Consider the following 17,604-nt stretch of genomic DNA (forward strand, 5'->3'; position numbering starts at 1 on the left):
ATGGAAACCCGAGCTCATCACGTACTTATCGGCCTGGTCACCGTACTGGTGGTGGTTGGCGCCATGCTGTTCGGCCTGTGGCTGGCCAAGTCCAGCGTCGACGATGCCTTCAAGGATTACGAAGTGGTCTTCAACGAAGCCGTCTCGGGCCTGTCCCGTGGCAGCCCGGTGCAATACAACGGTATCAAGGTGGGCGACGTCTCCACTCTGCGCCTGGACCCCAAGGACCCGCGCCGGGTGCTGGCCCGGGTGCGCCTGAGCGGCGACACACCGGTCAAGGAAGACACCCAGGCCAAGCTGACCTTGGCCGGGGTGACCGGCAACTCGTTCATCCAGCTCAGCGGTGGCACGCCACAAAGCCCCGAGCTCAAGGGCAAAGACGGCAAGCTACCGGTAATCGTCGCTTCGCCGTCACCGATCTCGCGCCTGCTCAACGACAGCAGCGACCTGGTCACCAACATCAACCTGCTGCTGCACAACGCCAACCAGATGTTCTCGGAGAGCAATATCGACCGGTTGAGCAACACCCTGGCCAACCTCGAGCAAACCACCGGTGCCTTCGCCAACCAGAAGGGCGGTATTTCCGAGGCTATCGAGCAGCTGGGCCTGGTCGGGAAGCAGGCCAACGCCACGCTGGCCGAAACCCAGGCACTGATGCGCAACGCCAACGGCTTGCTTGGTACCCAGGGCAAGCAGGCCATCGGCAGCGCCGAACAGGCCATGCAATCGCTGGCGGCCAGCACCGCAACCATCAACAGCCTGCTCAACGATAACCGCCAGTCCATCGACGATGGCGCGCAAGGCCTCAATCAGCTGACACCGGCAATCCGCGAGCTGCGCGAAACGCTCAATTCGCTCAAAGGCATTTCCCGGCGCCTGGAGGCTGACCCGAGCGGCTACCTGCTCGGCCGTGACAACAACAAGGAGTTCCAGCCATGAACCTGTCGCTGCGCCTGCTGGCCTTGGCGGCCGCGCTGAGCCTGACCAGTGCCTGCTCGATCCTGCCGCAAAGCGAGCCTGTGGATATCTATCGCCTGCCGGTCAAGCAGGCCAGCCACAGCGCCACCCCTGTAGACTGGTCGCTGCGCTTGAACAAGCCCCTGGCCAGCGAAACGCTGGCTGGGCCGCGCATTGCGGTGATCCCCCAGGGCGATGTGCTCAGCAGCTACAAAGGCGCGCGCTGGAGCGACCCGGTGCCACTGCTGGTGCGCAACCGCCTGCTCGATGGTTTCCAGCGTGACGGCCGCGTACAGCGGCTGAGCGCCGACGACAGCAACCTGCAGGCCGACTATGAGCTGGCCGGCGAGCTGCAGGCGTTCCAGAGTGAGTACCGAGCCGGCGGCGCGGTAGAAGTGGTGATCCGCTATGACGCGCGGCTGGTCCAGGGCCGGAGCCAGCGCATCCTTGCCAGCAAACGCTTCGAGGTGCGCCAGCCGTTGGCCGATACCCAGGTGTCAGCCGTGGTAGCCGGCTTTGGCGCGGCCAGCGATCAACTGGCCGGGGAGGTGGTGAACTGGACCGTGGCGCAGAGCGTTCAGGCTCAGGCGAAGAACCAGTAACAGACGAAGATCGCCGCGATCACCCCGGACAATTCGGCCAGCAGCGCACAGCCTACCGCGTGGCGCACGCGCTGGATGCCGACAGCACCGAAGTACACGGCCAGCACGTAGAAGGTGGTTTCGGTGCTGCCCTGAATGGTCGCTGCCACCAGCGCCGGGAAGCTGTCCACCCCGTGGGTCTGCATGGTCTCGATCAACATCGCCCGGGCGGCGCTGCCAGAGAACGGCTTGACCAACGCGGTGGGCAAGCCCTCGACGAAACGGGTGTCCATGCCCATCCAGTTGACCGCGTGGCGAATACCGTCCAGCGCCAGCTCAAGGGCGCCGGAGGCACGCAGTACGCCGACCGCCACCAGCATCGCCACCAGGTAGGGCAACAGGCTCTTGGCTACGTCAAAGCCTTCCTTGGCCCCCTCGACAAAGGCTTCATACACCTTCACCCGTTTCAGCGCGCCGATCACCAGGAACAGGATGATCACCCCGAACAACGTGAGGTTGCCCAGGATCGACGACAGGCTGGCCAGCGCCGCGGCCGACAGGGTTCCCAGGAAGGCCATGAAGCCGCCCAGCAGCAGGGCGCCAGGGATCATGTAGGCCAACACCACCGGGTCCCACAGGCGCAGGCGCTGCATCACCGCCACCGACAGCAGGCCGACCAGGGTCGAAACGCTGGTGGCCAGCAGAATCGGCAGGAACACCAGCGTCGGGTCGGTGGCGCCTTGCTGGGCGCGGTACATGAAAATGGTCACCGGCAGCAGGGTCAGCGATGAGGCATTGAGTACCAGGAAGAGAATCTGCGCATTGCTGGCGGTGGTGCTGCTGGGGTTGAGCTCCTGCAGCGCCCGCATCGCCTTGAGGCCGATCGGCGTGGCGGCGTTGTCCAGGCCCAGGCCATTGGCAGCGAAGTTCATGGTGATCAGGCCCAGCGCCGGGTGGCCGGGCGGCACTTCTGGCATCAGCCGGGCGAACAGGGGGCCCAGGGCTTTGGCCAGCCATTCGACGATGCCGGCCTTCTCGGCGATCTTGAGAAAGCCCAGCCACAGCGTCAGGGTACCGAACAGCAGGACCATGACCTCTACCGAGAGCTTGGCCATGGCGAAGATACTCTCGACCATCGCGGCGAAGATGCCAGCGTTGCCACCCAACAGCCATTGAGCCAGGGCGGAGACAGCCGCCACCAGGAAAAAGCCGAGCCAAAGGCCGTTGAGCATCCGATTGTTCCCCCTGAAAAGTGGCTGAATGATAACGCACCAGCGGCTGTTTTAGCCTGTACTGGCCTCATCGCCGGCAAGCCGGCTCCCACAGGTTCTCCACCGGCCTTCAGAGCGCAGGCCAGACGGGTTGCCGGCGATGAGGCCAACTCAGACAACAAAAAGCCCCGACAGGTCGGGGCTTTTTGTGTTCAGCAGGTCAGGCTCAGCGCTTGGCGGTTTCGCCTACCACGGCTGCTTCCTTCTTGTCCGCCATCAGCGAGGCGTAGTACTGCTCGCCCTTGGCGGCGTCGTACATGCCTTCCCAACGAGCGATTACCAGCGCTGCCAGGGCATTGCCGATCACGTTCAGCGCGGTACGCGCCATGTCCATGATACGGTCGACACCGGCGATGAACGCCAGGCCTTCCAGCGGGATGCCTACGCTGCCCAGGGTCGCCAGCAGGACCACGAACGATACGCCCGGCACACCGGCGATCCCCTTGGAGGTCACCATCAGGGTCAGCACCAGCAGCAGTTGCTGGCTCCAGGACAGGTCGATGCCATACAGCTGGGCGATGAAGATCGCCGCGATGCTCTGGTACAGCGTCGAGCCGTCGAGGTTGAACGAGTAACCGGTCGGTACCACGAACGAGCAGATCGACTTCGGCGCACCATACTTCTCCATCTTCTCGATCACGCGCGGCAGCACGGTCTCGGAGCTGGAGGTGGAGTAGGCGAGGATCAGCTCATCTTTCATGATGCGCATGATCTTGATCACCGAGAAGCCGAACAGGCGCGCCACCAGGCCCAGCACCATGAAGGCGAAGAAGGCGATGGCGAAGTACACCAGCAGCACCAGCTTGGCCAACGGCAGCAGCGAGCTGAAGCCGAAGTTGGCAACGGTTACCGCAATCAGGGCGAACACGCCGATCGGGGCGTAGTTCATGATCATGTGGGTGACCTTGAACATGGTCTCCGACACGCCCTGGAAGGTACGCACCAGCGGCTCGCGCAGGTCTGCCTGCAGGCTCGACAGGCCCAGGCCGAACAGTACCGAGAAGAAGATGATCGGCAGCATTTCGCCACGCATCAACGCCGCGAAGATGTTCGACGGGATCAGGTTGAGCAGGGTCTCGATGAACGCATGCTCATGCTGCACTTCGGCGGCAGTCGCCTGGTACTTGGAGATGTCGACGGTGCCCAGGGTGCTCATGTCGATGCCGGCGCCTGGGTGGAACAGGTTGGCCAACACCAGGCCGACGACGATGGCAATGGTGGTCACCACCTCGAAGTAGAGGATGGTCTTCAGGCCGATGCTGCCCAGTTTCTTCGCGTCGCCAACCCCGGCGATGCCCACGATCAGCGACGAAATCACAATCGGGACGACGATCATCTTGATCAGGCGAATGAAGATGTCACCGGCGGGTTGGAGGACGTTACTGATCCACCAGGCCTTTTCCGCACTGAAGTGGTTCAGCAGCGCGCCGATTGCAACGCCCAGGACCAGACCGATTACGATCTGCCAGGCGAGGCTCAGTTTTGCCTTCTTCATGTCTTTACCCTTTGTTCTAGTGGTCACGGGCACCGACCGGAAAAACGCATGGCAGAGCCGTTGGCAACGCCGCGGGCAGCTAGGAGCTTCCGTCCGGAGACCTCATGTAAGGACACCGCGAGCGAGCGACAAGGCGCTCGGGCCAGCGAAAAGGCGGCAACTATTGCGATGGCAAAGGATGAAATCTAATGCCGGAAGCGTATACCCCATACCGATTACGCATACTGATCTGCGTCAAAATGAGGCAGCCGCAAGTCATTGATTTATAACGTTCGGAATCCCGAACAAGACCAAAGCGCCATTTTCAGGCAGATTTGGCGGTGCTCGAAAGGGTCTCGGGATGGCTTGTTCGACAATCCGAATGGCTGAAATGCCGCTTGCGCGATAGCCGGATTGGCCGAAAAAAATTTGATGTACGGTCGAGACAAAATGTGTCTCAAGAGGAAAAACATGAAAGATGGGATGGTAATGCGAGATGGCACCTCGGAAGCCAGGCCCGGTTACGTAAGAAAACTTACGCCTGACCTGAAACTTCCGATTTTGCCTTTCCTGACCCGGCCCAATGCTGGAGGCACTCCCTGTACCCCTAGGCCACTCCGATCCTGTAACAATCAGAACAGCCCGACCCCTTGGTCATGTGCCACCCCTCCTCGAGGCGGCGCATCATAGAAGCGAGAAATATAGAAAGGTTCCGCTTCTATTACGTGACAGTGCGCGACCGTTCGTCCTTGAAGGTCAGTACCACTTCGGGTCGCGCTTGAGTTGCTCCTGCAACATGGCCTTCATGCCATCGTCTGGTTCACCCAGCCAACGGTATTGCGCGTGGCGGGTTGGCGACTTGTCACTCGGCAGGCCTTCGGGTACTTCAACGAGCATCCCGTACGCATCATCCTTGTCCCAACTGAACGCCACGATAAGGCGTTTGTATGTGCACTTGTCCTGGGCCTCGCACAGCGGACCTACCAGATACTTGTCGCCATCCTCGGTCACTGCCGACATCTGCTCCTGGGCACTGCCAGTCAGATTGATCACCCAGTCGGGCAGGCGTTCCTCGCCTTTGATCGCGTCCTGCCATGTTTCCCGGTACTCCGGGTCCGAGCCGAGCAACTGGTCGACCCGAACCTGGCCGTCATTGGCCGCCATCGCCGCTGCGCTACCACCCAACAGCAGGGCGGCAGCCACGGCTTTGCAAAGCTTCCTGCTCATCTTCAACCTCGACCACGTCCAAAGAAGAAGGAGGCTACGAACAGGACCAGGAAGACAATGAACAGGATCTTCGCGATACCCGTAGCGGCGCCAGCGATACCACCGAAGCCCAGAACGGCGGCGACAATGGCGATGATGAGGAAAGTGATAGCCCAACTCAGCATGATGCTTCTCCTTTCTTTTTTGAAATAGATCCGGTCACAGCGTCTTAGAACACCCAGCGTTGCTGAGGCACGACGTTTTCAACGGTGGCCGGCGAGGTGTTGGCCGAAGGCAGCGGTTGGGCTGCTTTCACCAATGTATTGGCACGGGTCGCCTGGATCTGCGTCAGCAGCGCGGTCTGCGCTGCAACCTGATCAGCCAGTCGCGCGGTCTGCCAGCTGTAATAAAAGAGGCCTGCGGCCAAAGTCAGCAGCAACGCCATTCCAATCAAGAGGAACTGGCGCAGGGGCAGTGCGGCGATCTGCGAACGGTTGACGGATTGGCGGTTCATGCCGGCTTCTCCTGCTGTAATTTTTCTATTCAAACCTGAACAGGTAATTGCAGCCTGCGTGCCAGCCTTTGATATTCAATAAAATCCTTATATATCAGGGACTTACGTAATGAGTAGATGGCACCGGAGGACGTATCCTGCACGATGCCCTCCCTGGCGTCGTGCGAATTGCACGACTCAGCCTTCCACCTTGGTCGCAACCTTGAGCAGATCGGCGTCTACACCCCGTACGCCAATGATCTGCCGAGCGATCTCCGTCGCAATGGTTTTCTGCTCGCTACTGACCACCTCGCCCGATAGCCGGACCATGCCGTCGGCGCTGGCCACCTTGATATTCAGGCCATCGAGATTGCGGCTGAAGCGGAAGCTGTTCTGGATCTTGTCGACAACCCAGCTGTCACTCGGCTGCGGCCCCGTTGGCGCACCGACCGGGTTTTCCCGCGCCTTGGCCATGGCCGCGGTGTCCAGGCTGACAAGGTTGTTGACCAGGTGCACGCCATCGGTGGTACGCGCCACCACGCCCGCAAGCTCCTTGGCTTCGGGGCTGTCGACCTTGCCGCGCAAGGTCACCACACCTTCACTGCTCTGTACCTCGATGGCCGCCTTTTCGGTGATACGGCTCCACAGCAACCGTGCGCGGATAACGGCAGCCAGGGTCGCGTCCTCCAGCCGCTGGGCGTATGCACGAAGCTCAAGCGGGCGCTCGACCAGCCCCGCATTGACCCGCAACTGGTTGTCAACCTGCTCGATGCCCCGGGTAGCTTGAGCTACATGCTCGGCCAACTGGCGCTCGACTTCATTCTCGACCTCGCCCGTCAGGCGGGCCCGCGGCCCATCCACCTGCACTTCGATACGAAAGGGGTTGAGCATGCGGTTGAGGGACAGCGCTGTTTGCAGGGAGCCTTCCAGGCGGGCGTCCTGGACCGGGTCGGCGAAAGCGGGTGCGCAAATGGACAGCAGGCTGGCCGTCAATACAGCCGTTCGGGTGAAAAAGGGCATGACTGCACTCCTTTTGTAGGCAAAATCTGAAAATCCTCGCAACCAATGTGCCACCCCATCGCTCTAACAAAATCATCGAGATATCACGGGTTCACGGCGGTATTTGGCCATTGGCTAGCATGCAAAGGACAGAATCCTTCAGAATTGACCATGCAACTTGCCCGATTTTTCCCACACTAAATGAAGATCTTTCCTAAAGGAGCGCAGCAAATGGAATCAGCCCAGGACAATCAAGGCCGCATTCTGCTGGTGGATGACGAGTCCGCGATCCTGCGCACCTTCCGTTATTGCCTCGAGGACGAAGGCTACAGCGTAGCCACGGCCAACAGCGCCGCGCAGGCCGAGGCCTTGCTGCAGCGCCAGGTGTTCGACCTGTGCTTCCTAGACCTGCGCCTGGGCGAGGACAATGGCCTGGACGTCTTGGCGCAGATGCGTATCCAGGCGCCGTGGATGCGGGTGGTGATTGTCACCGCCCACTCGGCGATCGATACTGCGGTCGATGCCATCCAGGCCGGCGCCGCCGACTACCTGGTCAAGCCCTGCAGCCCCGACCAGCTTCGCCTGGCCACCGCCAAACAGCTGGAGGTGCGCCAGCTGTCGGCACGCCTCGAGGCCCTGGAGGGTGAAGTACGCAAGCCCAAGGACGGCCTCGACTCTCACAGCCCGGCGATGATGGTCGTGCTGGAAACCGCGCGCCAGGTGGCGACCACCGACGCCAACATCCTCATCCTCGGCGAGTCGGGTACCGGTAAAGGCGAACTGGCCCGCGCCATCCACAGCTGGAGCAAGCGCGCGCGCAAGGCCTGCGTGACCATCAACTGCCCATCGCTGAATGCCGAACTGATGGAGAGCGAACTGTTCGGCCACACGCGCGGCGCCTTTACCGGTGCCAGCGAAAGCACGCTGGGCCGCGTCAGCCAGGCCGACGGCGGCACGCTGTTCCTCGACGAAATCGGCGATTTCCCCCTGGCCCTGCAACCCAAGTTGCTGCGCTTCATCCAGGATAAGGAGTATGAGCGGGTAGGCGACCCGGTGACCCGCCGCGCCGATGTGCGCATCCTCGCCGCGACCAACCTCAACCTCGAAGAGATGGTCCGCGAAAGCCGCTTCCGGGAAGACCTGCTGTACCGCCTCAACGTCATCACCTTGCACCTGCCGCCACTGCGCGAGCGCAGTGAAGACATCCTGACCTTGGCCGACCGCTTCCTGGCCCGCTTCGTCAAGGAGTACTCCCGGCCGGCCCGAGGGTTCAGCGAAGAAGCCCGCGCCGCGCTGCTCAATTACCGCTGGCCGGGCAATATCCGTGAGCTGCGCAACGTGGTCGAACGTGCCAGCATCATCTGCCCACAGGAACGCGTAGAAATCAGCCACCTGGGCATGGGCGAGCAACCGGCCGGCAATGCACCTCGAGTTGGCGCAGCGCTGAGCCTGGATGAACTGGAGCGCGCCCACATCGGAGCGGTACTGGCTGCCAGCGACACCCTCGACCAGGCTGCCAAGACCCTAGGCATCGATGCCTCGACCCTGTATCGCAAGCGTAAGCAGTACAACCTATGAGATTGCAAATGAAGCTGCGCACGCGGCTTTTTCTGAGCATTTCGGCACTGGTGACAGTCGCCTTGCTAGGCCTGATGCTGGGCCTGATCAGCGTGCTGCAGATGGCCACCGTGCAACAACAATCCGTGCGCGACACCACCCACGCGCTGGAAATCGGCCTGAAACTGCGCCAGAACCTGGGCGAGCAGCTGACCCTGATGCTCGACGATGACACCGCGCCTGATAGCCTGCGTGCGCTGCAGGACAACTTCCAGGCGCAGCTCAATCAGGGCCTGGAAAACGGCGGCGAGCGCACCGGTTTCAGCAAGGCCAGCAGCAACTACCAAACATTCCTGCAAGCCTACCGCGACAGCCCGTCGCCGGCCCGCAGCATGGGCATCGATCAGCCTTTGGGGGCTGCTTTCAATCAGGTGCGTACCGACCTGATCGACTCCCACAAGCAGGCCCTCGACCACATCACCCGCAGCGAAGAGCAAACCCGCGACCGGGCCTTGCTGGTCAGCGGCGTGCTCGGCCTGATGGGCCTGGTGGTGCTGGTGCTGGGTTTCATCACAGCCCACAACATTGCCCGCCGCTTTGGCCAACCCATCGAAGCCCTGGCCAAAGCCGCAGATCAACTGGGCCGAGGCGACTTCGATGTGACCCTGCCAGTGACGCAGGCGGTCGAGCTGAATCAGCTGACCCGGCGCTTCGGGATGATGGCCGATGCGCTGCGCAAGCACCAGGCTACCAATGTGGATGAACTGCTGGCCGGCCAGCAACGCCTGCAGGCCGTGCTCGACAGCATCGACGATGGTTTGCTGATCATCGACCGCCAAGGGCAGCTCGAGCATCTCAACCCGGTTGCCCAGCGCCAGCTCGGCTGGAGCAACAGCCGGGTGGGCAGCGGCCTTGCCGAGGCTCTGCAACGCCCTGAGCTGGAGCAACAGCTGCGCCAGGTACTGCGGGGCGGCAGCCTGGATCGCCCACCCGACGACCTGAGTATCGAGGTCGATGAAGAGTCACGCTTGCTGACCTACAGCCTGACCCCGGTCAGCCACCCGCAAGGGCCGATTCTCGGCGCTGTCATGGTGCTGCACGATGTTACCGAGCAGCGCGCGTTCGAACGTGTGCGCAGCGAGTTCGTGCTACGCGCCTCGCACGAACTGCGTACCCCGGTCACCGGCATGCACATGGCATTCGGGCTGTTGCGCGAGCGGGTGAAGTTCCCGCCAGAGGCCCGCGAGAATGACTTGCTGGATACCATCGGCGAAGAAATGCAGCGCCTGACTCAGCTAATCAACGACCTGCTCAACTTCTCGCGTTACCAGAGCGGGCTGCAAAAACTCGAACTTGCACCCTGCGCCATAGATGATTTGCTTGAGCGCGCCCAGATACGCTTTGGCGAACACGCGGCCAGCAAGCAGATTGAACTGATCAAGGCGCTGGAGCCGCCGCTGCCGCGCATCCAGGCGGATGTCGCGCAACTCGACCGCGTGCTCGACAACCTGCTGCACAACGCCGTTCGCCACACCCCCAGCGGTGGGCGAATTCGCCTGCACGCTAGGCGCCACGGGGAACGGGTGATCGTCAGTGTCGAGGATAACGGCGAGGGTATCGCCTATGGGCAGCAAGGGCGCATCTTCGAGCCCTTTGTGCAGGTTGGGCGCAAGAAAGGCGGGGCCGGGCTGGGGTTGGCGCTCTGCAAAGAGATCGTGCAGTTGCACGGCGGGCGCATGGGCGTGTTTTCCCGGCCAGGGCAGGGGACGCAGTTCTACATGGCGCTGCCGGTTTGACGATGACGCACAGGGGATGCATGAGCCTCACACTCAAGGCTCATCATCGATCCGTTGCCTGCGCACCTGCCGCCCACGGGTTACCAGCTCGACGAACTGTCGGGCATTGAGCGGGTGGGCGAACAACCAGCCCTGCCCGTAATTGACGCCCTCGCTGTTCAGCAGCACCGCCTGGGCTTCGCATTCGATACCCTCGGCAATTACCCGCAGATGAAGGTCGTGGGCCATGCGAATGATGTGCGGTGCCACGCCACTGCTGGCAGCGTCATGGCCAAGCGCGTCGATAAAAGCCTTGTCGATCTTCAAGCAGTCCACCGGCAGGGTCTGCAGATAGGCCAGGCTGCAATAGCCGGTACCAAAATCATCGATCAGTACCTGATGCCCCACCGAACGCAGGGCTTGCAGATTGTCCCGGGCCACCACCACATCGATCAGCCCGCGCTCGGTGACTTCAAAGGCTATCTGGCTGGCCGCCACGCGGTGCAGCGCTAACAACCGCGCCGCTACCCGGCCAATTCGCGGCACCATCACATCGCAGGCCGCAAGGTTCACCGAGATATACAGGTTACGGTGCGAACGCAGTAACTGGCCCAGTTGCTCCAGCACACGCTGCAGGACGAAGTCGGTGATCTGGCGGATCTGCCCGGTGTTTTCCGCCAGCGGAATGAACAAGTCCGGGCTGGTCAGCGTGCCGTCCGGGCGTCGCCAGCGCACCAGCGCCTCAGCGCCCACGCAGCGCCGGCTGTCCAGTTCCATGATGGGCTGGTACAGCACCTGCAGCTCACCGCGGCGCAGCGCATTCTGCAGCTCCGAGCTCATCGAGCGGCGCTGGAGGATCAACTGCAGCACCAGCCAGCCAATGCAGCAAGCCGCCAGAACGCTGCCTGGGAACAACAACCAGAGCATGCCGTTCATACGCAACGGCAGGCTCGCCCTTGGGGCAATCAAGACGAGCTGGTAATCCGGCGACTTGGTCGGCATGCGATAGACAAGCCGATCATGCAGTTCGAACAAAGAGGTGGTGCTTGAGGGCGACCATTTGTTGGAGGGTGGCCAGGTTTGCGGCGGCCCCAGCACCGGAATCGCCCGGGTGCCGTTGTCGAGCACCACCAACAGGCTGCCACCAGGAGGCAGGTCGACCACATCGGTCAGGTGCCCGCGCGATGTGGAGACCAGGAAGTTGCCACGCGCAAGCATCAGCGCGGCCAGGTTTTCGTTGGGTTCGGTCGTGGTGTTCAGCCAGTAACTGTAGGTTGGCCCTTGGATGTCCGGAGCCCGGGTGGGCACGAACGCCCTGGCCCCTCCACGGTTCGAGCAGGCGACGCTGGCGTCTACATAGGCCGCCTCATAGATGAAGCGTGAGCCAAGGCCGACCTGCTGCAGTTGCGCCAGCATCGCAGGGCTGCAGCCACGCAGCGGCTGCGCCTGCAGATCATCGACGCCCTCACGCAACTGGCCGAATACCTGCTCAAGGCGGTCGAGGAAGCGCTCGCCCTGAGCATTCATCTGCGCACTCTCGCTCTGCTTCATCTGATGCAGGGCAATGGCGATGCTGGCCGTCAGCAATACCGCAGCGCTGGCCATTGCTGCCAAGGAGGCCAGCATCCAGGGGCGGTAAAAAAATTGGCGCAGAGCAGTTATCAGAGCCGACATGGGCAGCATCCAGTTGATATACAAGGTATAGCAACGGAATGCCGGATTAGCTTGGCCGTTTGGCGGAGGGCGAGTGTGTGATGGGCGTCAGCGCATCCGGTTGACTACCTGCAACATGGCAGCCGTCTGCGCATCTGGCGTGCCGTCGAAGCGCTGTGGCCGGAAACGCATCTGGAAGGCCGCAATGACATGACGGGTAGCGACATCCAGCTGGCCAGTCTGCTCGATAGCGTAGCCGAAGCGTGCAAGCTCCTGTTGATACCAGCCGATTGTCGGCGGGTTGGCGTTGAAGTAAGCCTGCTGACGCGCCACGGCATTGGCCTCTGGCCACACCCCCAGCCCCGCATCGGCCAGGCGCTTCCACGGGAACAGCGGCCCCGGGTCGAGCTTGCGCAAAGGCGCGATGTCGCTGTGGCCGATGATGTAGCGCGGGTTGATGTTGTTGCGTTTGACGATGTCCTTGAGCAAGGCGATCAACGACTGGATCTGCGCCTCGCTGTAGGGGTACCAGACACGGCCATTGGGGGTGGTGTCGAAGCCTGGGTTGACGATCTCGATGCCGATCGAGCTCGAGTTCAGCCAGGTACGCCCATCCCATTGACTGTCGCCGGCATGCCAGGCCCGGCGGTTTTCGTCGACCAACTGGTAAACGGTGGCCGGGCCATCGCCGATCAGGTAATGGGCACTGACCTCGCCATGGGTAAGCAGGGCAAGCGAGCGCTCCAGCGAGGCGTTGGTGTAATGCAGGACCACGAACTGGATACGGTTATCCTGGTTGGCCGAAGGGTGGCTGCGGTCGATGCGCAGGCCGGTCGAACAACCGGCCAGCACGCCCAGCAAAAGTACAAAAAACAACGCTCTCATGGGAAAAGCCTGATTGCCAGTAGCGCATTAGCATAACGTATGCGCACACAGCCCACCTGCTCAGCTTTGCTCCACTCGATTGCGGCCCAGGTCCTTGGCGCGATACAAGGCTGCATCGGCACGCTTGAGCACCTGGTCGCCGCGCTCACCGGAGCGGAAGGTGCTCAGGCCGATGGACGCGGTGATCACCACCCGCTCACCCTTGAAGTGGAACGGGCAGGCTTCGATCGCGGCGCGCAGCACTTCGGCGACCTGCGCACCTGCAGCCGGTGAAGTCTGCGGCAGCAACAGCACGAACTCTTCCCCACCAAAACGCGCGATGAAGTCACGCCCGCGCAGGCGCTTGTGCAACTGATCGGCGACGATCTTCAGCACTTTGTCCCCGGCCAGGTGGCCGTAGCTGTCATTGATACGCTTGAAATGGTCCAGGTCGAGTATCGCCATCGCCAAGTGGCCGCCGTTCTCCTGCCAGTCGAGTATTTCGCGCTCGACCTGCTCGGTCCAAGCGGCGCGATTGGGCAGGCCGGTTAGCGGATCGATCAGGGCCTTCTGCCGCTGTTCCTCCAGATGCTCGCGATAGCCGAGGGCCTCCTGCTCCATGCTCGCCACACGCTCAGCCAGCCCCTGCAGGCGCCCGGCGAGCTCTTGTTCGCGGCGATCACGTGCGTGCTGATGCTCGTCCATCGTGCCCAGCAGCCCTTCCAGGCGGTTTTCCAGAATGTGTTTGAGGCTGTCCACGTCGGCCGCACCCTGGACACTGCTCTGCAGGCCATCGACCTGTTCGCGCAACTGGCTGTCCAGCTCACGGGCGGCCTCACTGTTGTCGGCATGGCCGGTGCTGGCTTCGTGCAAATGGCTCTGGAAGCTTTCAAGGCGCTCGTTGAGCTGCTGCAGGTAAGTCTCGAACTCGTGTTGCCCGCTGTCGGTGATCGCCAGCATGAGCACGGCGAGGTCATCGAGCACCGGAATCAGCTCATACCAGTTCAGCCCACGCGCCACCCGCTCGCGCATCTCCAAGGCCTGCGCCTTGTGGCGCTCCGGCAGGCTAAGGTCGTCGAGCAGGCCGAGCAGCGTTTGTTCGATGTGCGCGGCCACTTGGCTATAGGGTGGCTCGACCGCGTCGGGCAGCGAATAGGGGCCGTCCTCACCGAAGGTTTCCTCGAGGGGCAGCGCTGCGGGTTCGGCTGCCGGCTCGTCAGGCTGTTTCGCCTGCTCGGCGGGTTCGGGTGCATCAGGCAGCGGCGCTTGCGCACGTGCCGGTGCAACCTCGGCATCGTCGGCCTGCTCGGGCTCCAGTGCTTGCGGTCCGGGTTCGGCTGCAGCTTGCTGCTCGACGATAGCGGCCTGTTGCGGCTCCTCGACAGGCGCCTGCACCGGGCGTAGTTCGTCCATATCCGCTGGCGGCAGGTCTACCAGGACGGGGCCATCCGCCACCGGCTGCGGTTCGGAATGCGCAGTTGCCGGCGCAGGCCCCGGGTCGGCAGGTACATCAGCCTGCGGCTCACCGTCACGGTGGCCGAACAATCGCTGCAACAACCCTGGCCTGGCTTCTTCAGCCGGCTTGCCCAATGCTGAAAGCGCGCGCCCCTGCAACCCGCTCAGCTCGCCCAGCAACGGCGGCAATTCGCGCGACTGGCTGACGCCGCCGTCGAGCTTCTTCGCCAGTTTCTTCAGCGGCCGCGAGACATCCCCAGGCAGCGGTAAGCCCTGAAGCTGTGCGACCAGCGCGGTCAGCGCGTCGCTGACCTGGTTCATACGGGTTTCGCGGCGCTGCTCGGAGTCCAGCACGGCCTTTTCAAGGCGTGGGATCAGCCCGGCGAGGCCTGCGTCCATGTTGTCACTGCGGATGACCTCGCGCATCTCCTTCATGCACTGGTCGACCACCTTGTCACTGCCTTCGGCGGCCAGGGTACTGCGCACCAGGCCTCGGCGCAGCAAGTCGAGACGCGCTTCCCAGCGCCGCTCGAGTTTTTCCTGCTGTTCGATGCTTTGAAGGTATTTTTCTTTCCAGCGCTCGGCTTCTTCGGTCATGCCTGGATCCGCGACGGGTGATGCATCTATTGGGCTGTAGTTACACGCTGTCGGCGCGCGGCCCGAACACTTGAGGGCCCAAGTACGCGCATGCTGATCTAACTCAAGACCGGCAGCGTATCCACAGTCAATGCATCAGGCAATCGGATCTCCACGGCAACCGGAAGATGGTCGGAAATTGGCTGCGCCAACACCTCGACCCGCTCCAGGGTCAGGGTTGGGCTGAGCAGGATATGGTCCAGGCAACGCTGCGGACGCCAACTGGGGAAGGTGGCTTCGACCTGAGGGGCGATCAGGCCAAGATCGCGCAGGGGTGAGTGGTCGAGCAGGTCGTTCGCGTGGGTGTTCATGTCGCCCATCAGCACCTGATGGCGGTAGCCGCCGATCAGCTCACGAATGTAGGCCAACTGGCGAGCGCGGGTCTTGGCGCCAAGCGCCAAGTGCATCATGACTACGATCAGCGCGTTTTCGCCCTCGCCGAAGCGCACCAGGATTGCACCGCGGCCAGCAGGGCCGGGCAGCGGGTGGTCTTCAAGGAGTTGGGGTTTGAGGCGGCTGAGCACGCCGTTGCTGTGCTGGGCGAAGCGCCCGAGGTTGCGGTTGAGCTGCTGGTACCAGTAGGGGAAGCCCCCCAGGTGGGCCAGGTGCTCCACCTGGTTGACGTAACCCGAACGCAGGCTACCACCGTCGGCCTCCTGCAGGGCCACCAAGTCGAAGTCGTTGAGCAGGTCGCCGATCTTCTGCAGGTTGCTGGCACGCCCGGTATGCGGCAGCAAATGCTGCCAGCTGCGGGTCAGGTAATGGCGATAGCGCTCGGTACTGATGCCCACCTGAATATTGAAGCTGAGTAGCCGCAGGCGACCATCTTCCGGCAGGCCGTTGGCCTGCAGATGATGCTCGTTGACCTGCGGCTCATGCAGGCCAATGCCACGCGCGGTTCTGAAGCGGCGCATGGGGTTCGCCGCTTACTTAGCGGCGCGCTCCTTCTCGATCAGCTGGTCGGCAACGTTCAGCACGCCTTCCGGGCCTTGAGCGGTGCCGAGGTCGAAGCGGTACTTGCCGTTGACCACCATGCTCGGTACACCGGTGATTTCGTACTTCTTCGCAAGCTCCTTGGCCTGGTTGACCTGGCCTTTGATGGCGAACGAGTTGAAGGTGGCGAGGAACTTGTCCTTGTCGACGCCCTGGGTGGCGAGGAAATCGGCCATTTCGTCAGGCTTGGTCAGGTGCATGCGCTTGTTCTGGATGGCATCGAACACCGCCGCGTGTACTTTGTGCTCCACGCCCATGGCTTCGAGGGTCAGGAACATCTGGCCGTGGGCATCCCAGGGGCCGCCGAACATGGCAGGCACGCGCTTGAAGTTGACGTCCTTGGGCAGTTTTTCAACCCAAGGGTTGATTACCGGCTCGAAGTGGTAGCAGTGAGGGCAGCCGTACCAGAACAGCTCGACCACTTCGATCTTGCCAGGGACGGATACCGGGACAGGGTTGCTCAGCTCGAGGTATTCCTTGCCGGCCGTGGCAGGCTCGGCGGCCTGGACGGCGGCCATACCGAATACGCTGGCGGCGACCAGCGCAGCGCTGAGAATCAGTTTACGCATGCTTTACTCCTGAGCAGTCATTGGTCGCCTCGACGCGACCTGTGTTGAGACAGGTCGGGAAGGGCCCGAGTTCTGTAGTGTAACGGCTGCGGACTGAAAAAAGGGCGATCCGCGCCGCCCTTTCATCTTTAGCGTTACAGCATTAACCGAACGTTAATGCAGGCCCTGGATGTAGCTGGCCAACGCTTCGATATCATGGTTGCTCAGCTTGCCGGCAATGGTGCGCATGGTCATCGCGTCGCCGTCATTGGTGCGGTTGCCTTCGCGGAAGTCGGTGAGCTGCTTGGTGATGTACTGGGTATGCTGGCCGCTGAGGTGCGGGAAGCCGGCCAAGGCGATGCCTGCGCCGTTGGGCGAGTGGCAGCCGGTACAGGCGGGCAGGCCTTTTTCCAGGTCGCCGCCGTTGAACAGCTCACGGCCGCGGTCGACCAGCTTGGGATCGGCGGCGCCGACGCTGCCTTTCTGGCTGGCGAAGTAGGCGGCGATGTCGGCCAGGTCCTGGTCATTGAAATTCGTCAGCATGCCGGTCATTTCCAGCACCGTACGCTTGCCGGACTTGATCTCGTGCAGTTGTTTTTCGAGGTAACGCTGGCCCTGGCCGGCCAGTTTCGGGAAGTTCGGCGCCAGGCTATTGCCGTCCGGGTTGTGGCAGGCACCACAGATGGCCGTCTTGGCCTGGCCGGCGGCGGCATCGCCTTTTATAGGTTGCGCAGCAGTGGCCGCACCTGCGACACCCATGGTCAACAGCAGACTCACGACTAGTTTGTTCATCAGCTAATCCAACACGGCTAAGGGTGAAATGTTATGTATCGGGACTGCCGCTCATCCAAAGGATGACCAAACGGTAGTCCTCGGCACTGCAGTCCATGCACAATCCACGCGGCGGCATAGCCTTGAAACCCTGAAAAACATGCGTCATGAGTACCTCCATGCCTTGCGCCAGCCTTGGCTCCCAGGCTGCCCGGTCACCCTTCCTGGGCGCCTGTGGCAACTGCCCGGCGTGACAGGCCGCACACGTGCGGTTGTACAACGCCTCGGGATCCTGTGTAGCCTGTGCGCTGAAAAACGGCAGGAACATACCGACAGCTAGCAGCCATTTCGCCAAGCGAAACGACCTGACA

Annotated in this window: 16 protein-coding genes and 1 pseudogene; 4 read left to right on the plus strand and 13 right to left on the minus strand. The window is 62.2% G+C overall.

All coding sequences use genetic code 11. The features are described from left to right. Both ACFY68_RS02595 and ACFY68_RS02600 read left to right on the plus strand, forming a co-directional pair. Complete coding sequence (locus ACFY68_RS02595) at positions 1 to 939, plus strand: MlaD family protein (RefSeq protein ID WP_346612836.1); 939 nt, start codon at positions 1 to 3, stop codon at positions 937 to 939. Further along, positions 936 to 1,559: an ABC-type transport auxiliary lipoprotein family protein gene (locus ACFY68_RS02600; RefSeq protein WP_387523068.1), complete on the plus strand. Its 624-nt coding sequence runs from the start codon at positions 936 to 938 to the stop codon at positions 1,557 to 1,559. Before ACFY68_RS02595 ends, ACFY68_RS02600 begins: the two co-directional genes overlap by 4 nt. Here the strand turns inward: ACFY68_RS02600 and ACFY68_RS02605 are convergent. The 6 genes from ACFY68_RS02605 to ACFY68_RS02630 form a co-directional block, all read right to left on the minus strand. Next, complete coding sequence (locus tag ACFY68_RS02605) at positions 1,541 to 2,770, minus strand: nucleoside recognition domain-containing protein (protein ID WP_387523070.1); 1,230 nt, start codon at positions 2,768 to 2,770, stop codon at positions 1,541 to 1,543. The genes ACFY68_RS02600 and ACFY68_RS02605 overlap by 19 nt on opposite strands. Positions 2,771 to 2,975: 205 nt before the next feature. Further along, on the minus strand, positions 2,976 to 4,304 hold the full coding sequence (gene gltP / locus ACFY68_RS02610; RefSeq protein ID WP_346612833.1) for a glutamate/aspartate:proton symporter GltP: 1,329 nt from the start codon (positions 4,302 to 4,304) through the stop codon (positions 2,976 to 2,978). 735 nt (positions 4,305 to 5,039) lie between these two features. Continuing rightward, positions 5,040 to 5,510 carry an inhibitor of vertebrate lysozyme family protein gene (locus tag ACFY68_RS02615; RefSeq protein ID WP_346612832.1) on the minus strand — a complete coding sequence of 157 codons (471 nt, stop codon included), beginning with the start codon at positions 5,508 to 5,510 and terminating at the stop codon, positions 5,040 to 5,042. A 2-nt stretch (positions 5,511 to 5,512) separates the two neighbouring features. After that, positions 5,513 to 5,674 carry a DUF1328 domain-containing protein gene (locus ACFY68_RS02620; RefSeq protein ID WP_003252966.1) on the minus strand — a complete coding sequence of 54 codons (162 nt, stop codon included), beginning with the start codon at positions 5,672 to 5,674 and terminating at the stop codon, positions 5,513 to 5,515. A gap of 44 nt (positions 5,675 to 5,718) precedes the next feature. After that, complete coding sequence (locus tag ACFY68_RS02625) at positions 5,719 to 6,003, minus strand: hypothetical protein (protein WP_346612831.1); 285 nt, start codon at positions 6,001 to 6,003, stop codon at positions 5,719 to 5,721. 177 nt (positions 6,004 to 6,180) lie between these two features. After that, positions 6,181 to 7,002, minus strand: a complete 822-nt coding sequence (locus ACFY68_RS02630) for a BON domain-containing protein (RefSeq protein ID WP_387523074.1) — start codon at positions 7,000 to 7,002, stop codon at positions 6,181 to 6,183. Between the two features lie 210 nt (positions 7,003 to 7,212). On the opposite strand from ACFY68_RS02630, the gene algB reads away from it, so the two are divergent. Both algB and ACFY68_RS02640 read left to right on the plus strand, forming a co-directional pair. Then, complete coding sequence (gene algB, locus ACFY68_RS02635; RefSeq protein ID WP_346612829.1) at positions 7,213 to 8,559, plus strand: sigma-54-dependent response regulator transcription factor AlgB; 1,347 nt, start codon at positions 7,213 to 7,215, stop codon at positions 8,557 to 8,559. Positions 8,560 to 8,567: 8 nt separating this feature from the next. After that, positions 8,568 to 10,334: a KinB sensor domain-containing domain gene (locus tag ACFY68_RS02640; RefSeq protein WP_387523076.1), complete on the plus strand. Its 1,767-nt coding sequence runs from the start codon at positions 8,568 to 8,570 to the stop codon at positions 10,332 to 10,334. A 33-nt stretch (positions 10,335 to 10,367) separates the two neighbouring features. Here the strand turns inward: ACFY68_RS02640 and ACFY68_RS02645 are convergent, their stop codons facing one another. From ACFY68_RS02645 to ACFY68_RS02675, 7 genes and pseudogenes are all read right to left on the minus strand, one after another. Next, positions 10,368 to 11,987 (minus strand): EAL domain-containing protein, encoded by a 1,620-nt coding sequence (locus tag ACFY68_RS02645; protein WP_387523078.1) that lies wholly within the window; start codon positions 11,985 to 11,987, stop codon positions 10,368 to 10,370. An 87-nt stretch (positions 11,988 to 12,074) separates the two neighbouring features. Then, positions 12,075 to 12,851 carry an N-acetylmuramoyl-L-alanine amidase gene (locus ACFY68_RS02650; RefSeq protein WP_387523080.1) on the minus strand — a complete coding sequence of 259 codons (777 nt, stop codon included), beginning with the start codon at positions 12,849 to 12,851 and terminating at the stop codon, positions 12,075 to 12,077. A 60-nt stretch (positions 12,852 to 12,911) separates the two neighbouring features. After that, complete coding sequence (locus tag ACFY68_RS02655; protein ID WP_387523082.1) at positions 12,912 to 14,882, minus strand: diguanylate cyclase; 1,971 nt, start codon at positions 14,880 to 14,882, stop codon at positions 12,912 to 12,914. A gap of 98 nt (positions 14,883 to 14,980) precedes the next feature. After that, a pseudogene (locus tag ACFY68_RS02660) lies at positions 14,981 to 15,813 on the minus strand (endonuclease/exonuclease/phosphatase family protein). Positions 15,814 to 15,847: 34 nt separating this feature from the next. Then, on the minus strand, positions 15,848 to 16,483 hold the full coding sequence (gene dsbA / locus ACFY68_RS02665) for a thiol:disulfide interchange protein DsbA (RefSeq protein ID WP_346612823.1): 636 nt from the start codon (positions 16,481 to 16,483) through the stop codon (positions 15,848 to 15,850). Between the two features lie 153 nt (positions 16,484 to 16,636). Beyond that, positions 16,637 to 17,254, minus strand: a complete 618-nt coding sequence (locus ACFY68_RS02670; RefSeq protein ID WP_387523085.1) for a c-type cytochrome — start codon at positions 17,252 to 17,254, stop codon at positions 16,637 to 16,639. Positions 17,255 to 17,285: 31 nt separating this feature from the next. Next, entirely contained in the window at positions 17,286 to 17,588 is a 303-nt protein-coding gene (locus ACFY68_RS02675) for a c-type cytochrome (RefSeq protein ID WP_346612821.1), read from the minus strand. Positions 17,589 to 17,604: the final 16 nt, after the last annotated feature.

The organism is Pseudomonas sp. NPDC012596 (assembly GCF_042902325.1).
GTDB lineage: Bacteria > Pseudomonadota > Gammaproteobacteria > Pseudomonadales > Pseudomonadaceae > Aquipseudomonas.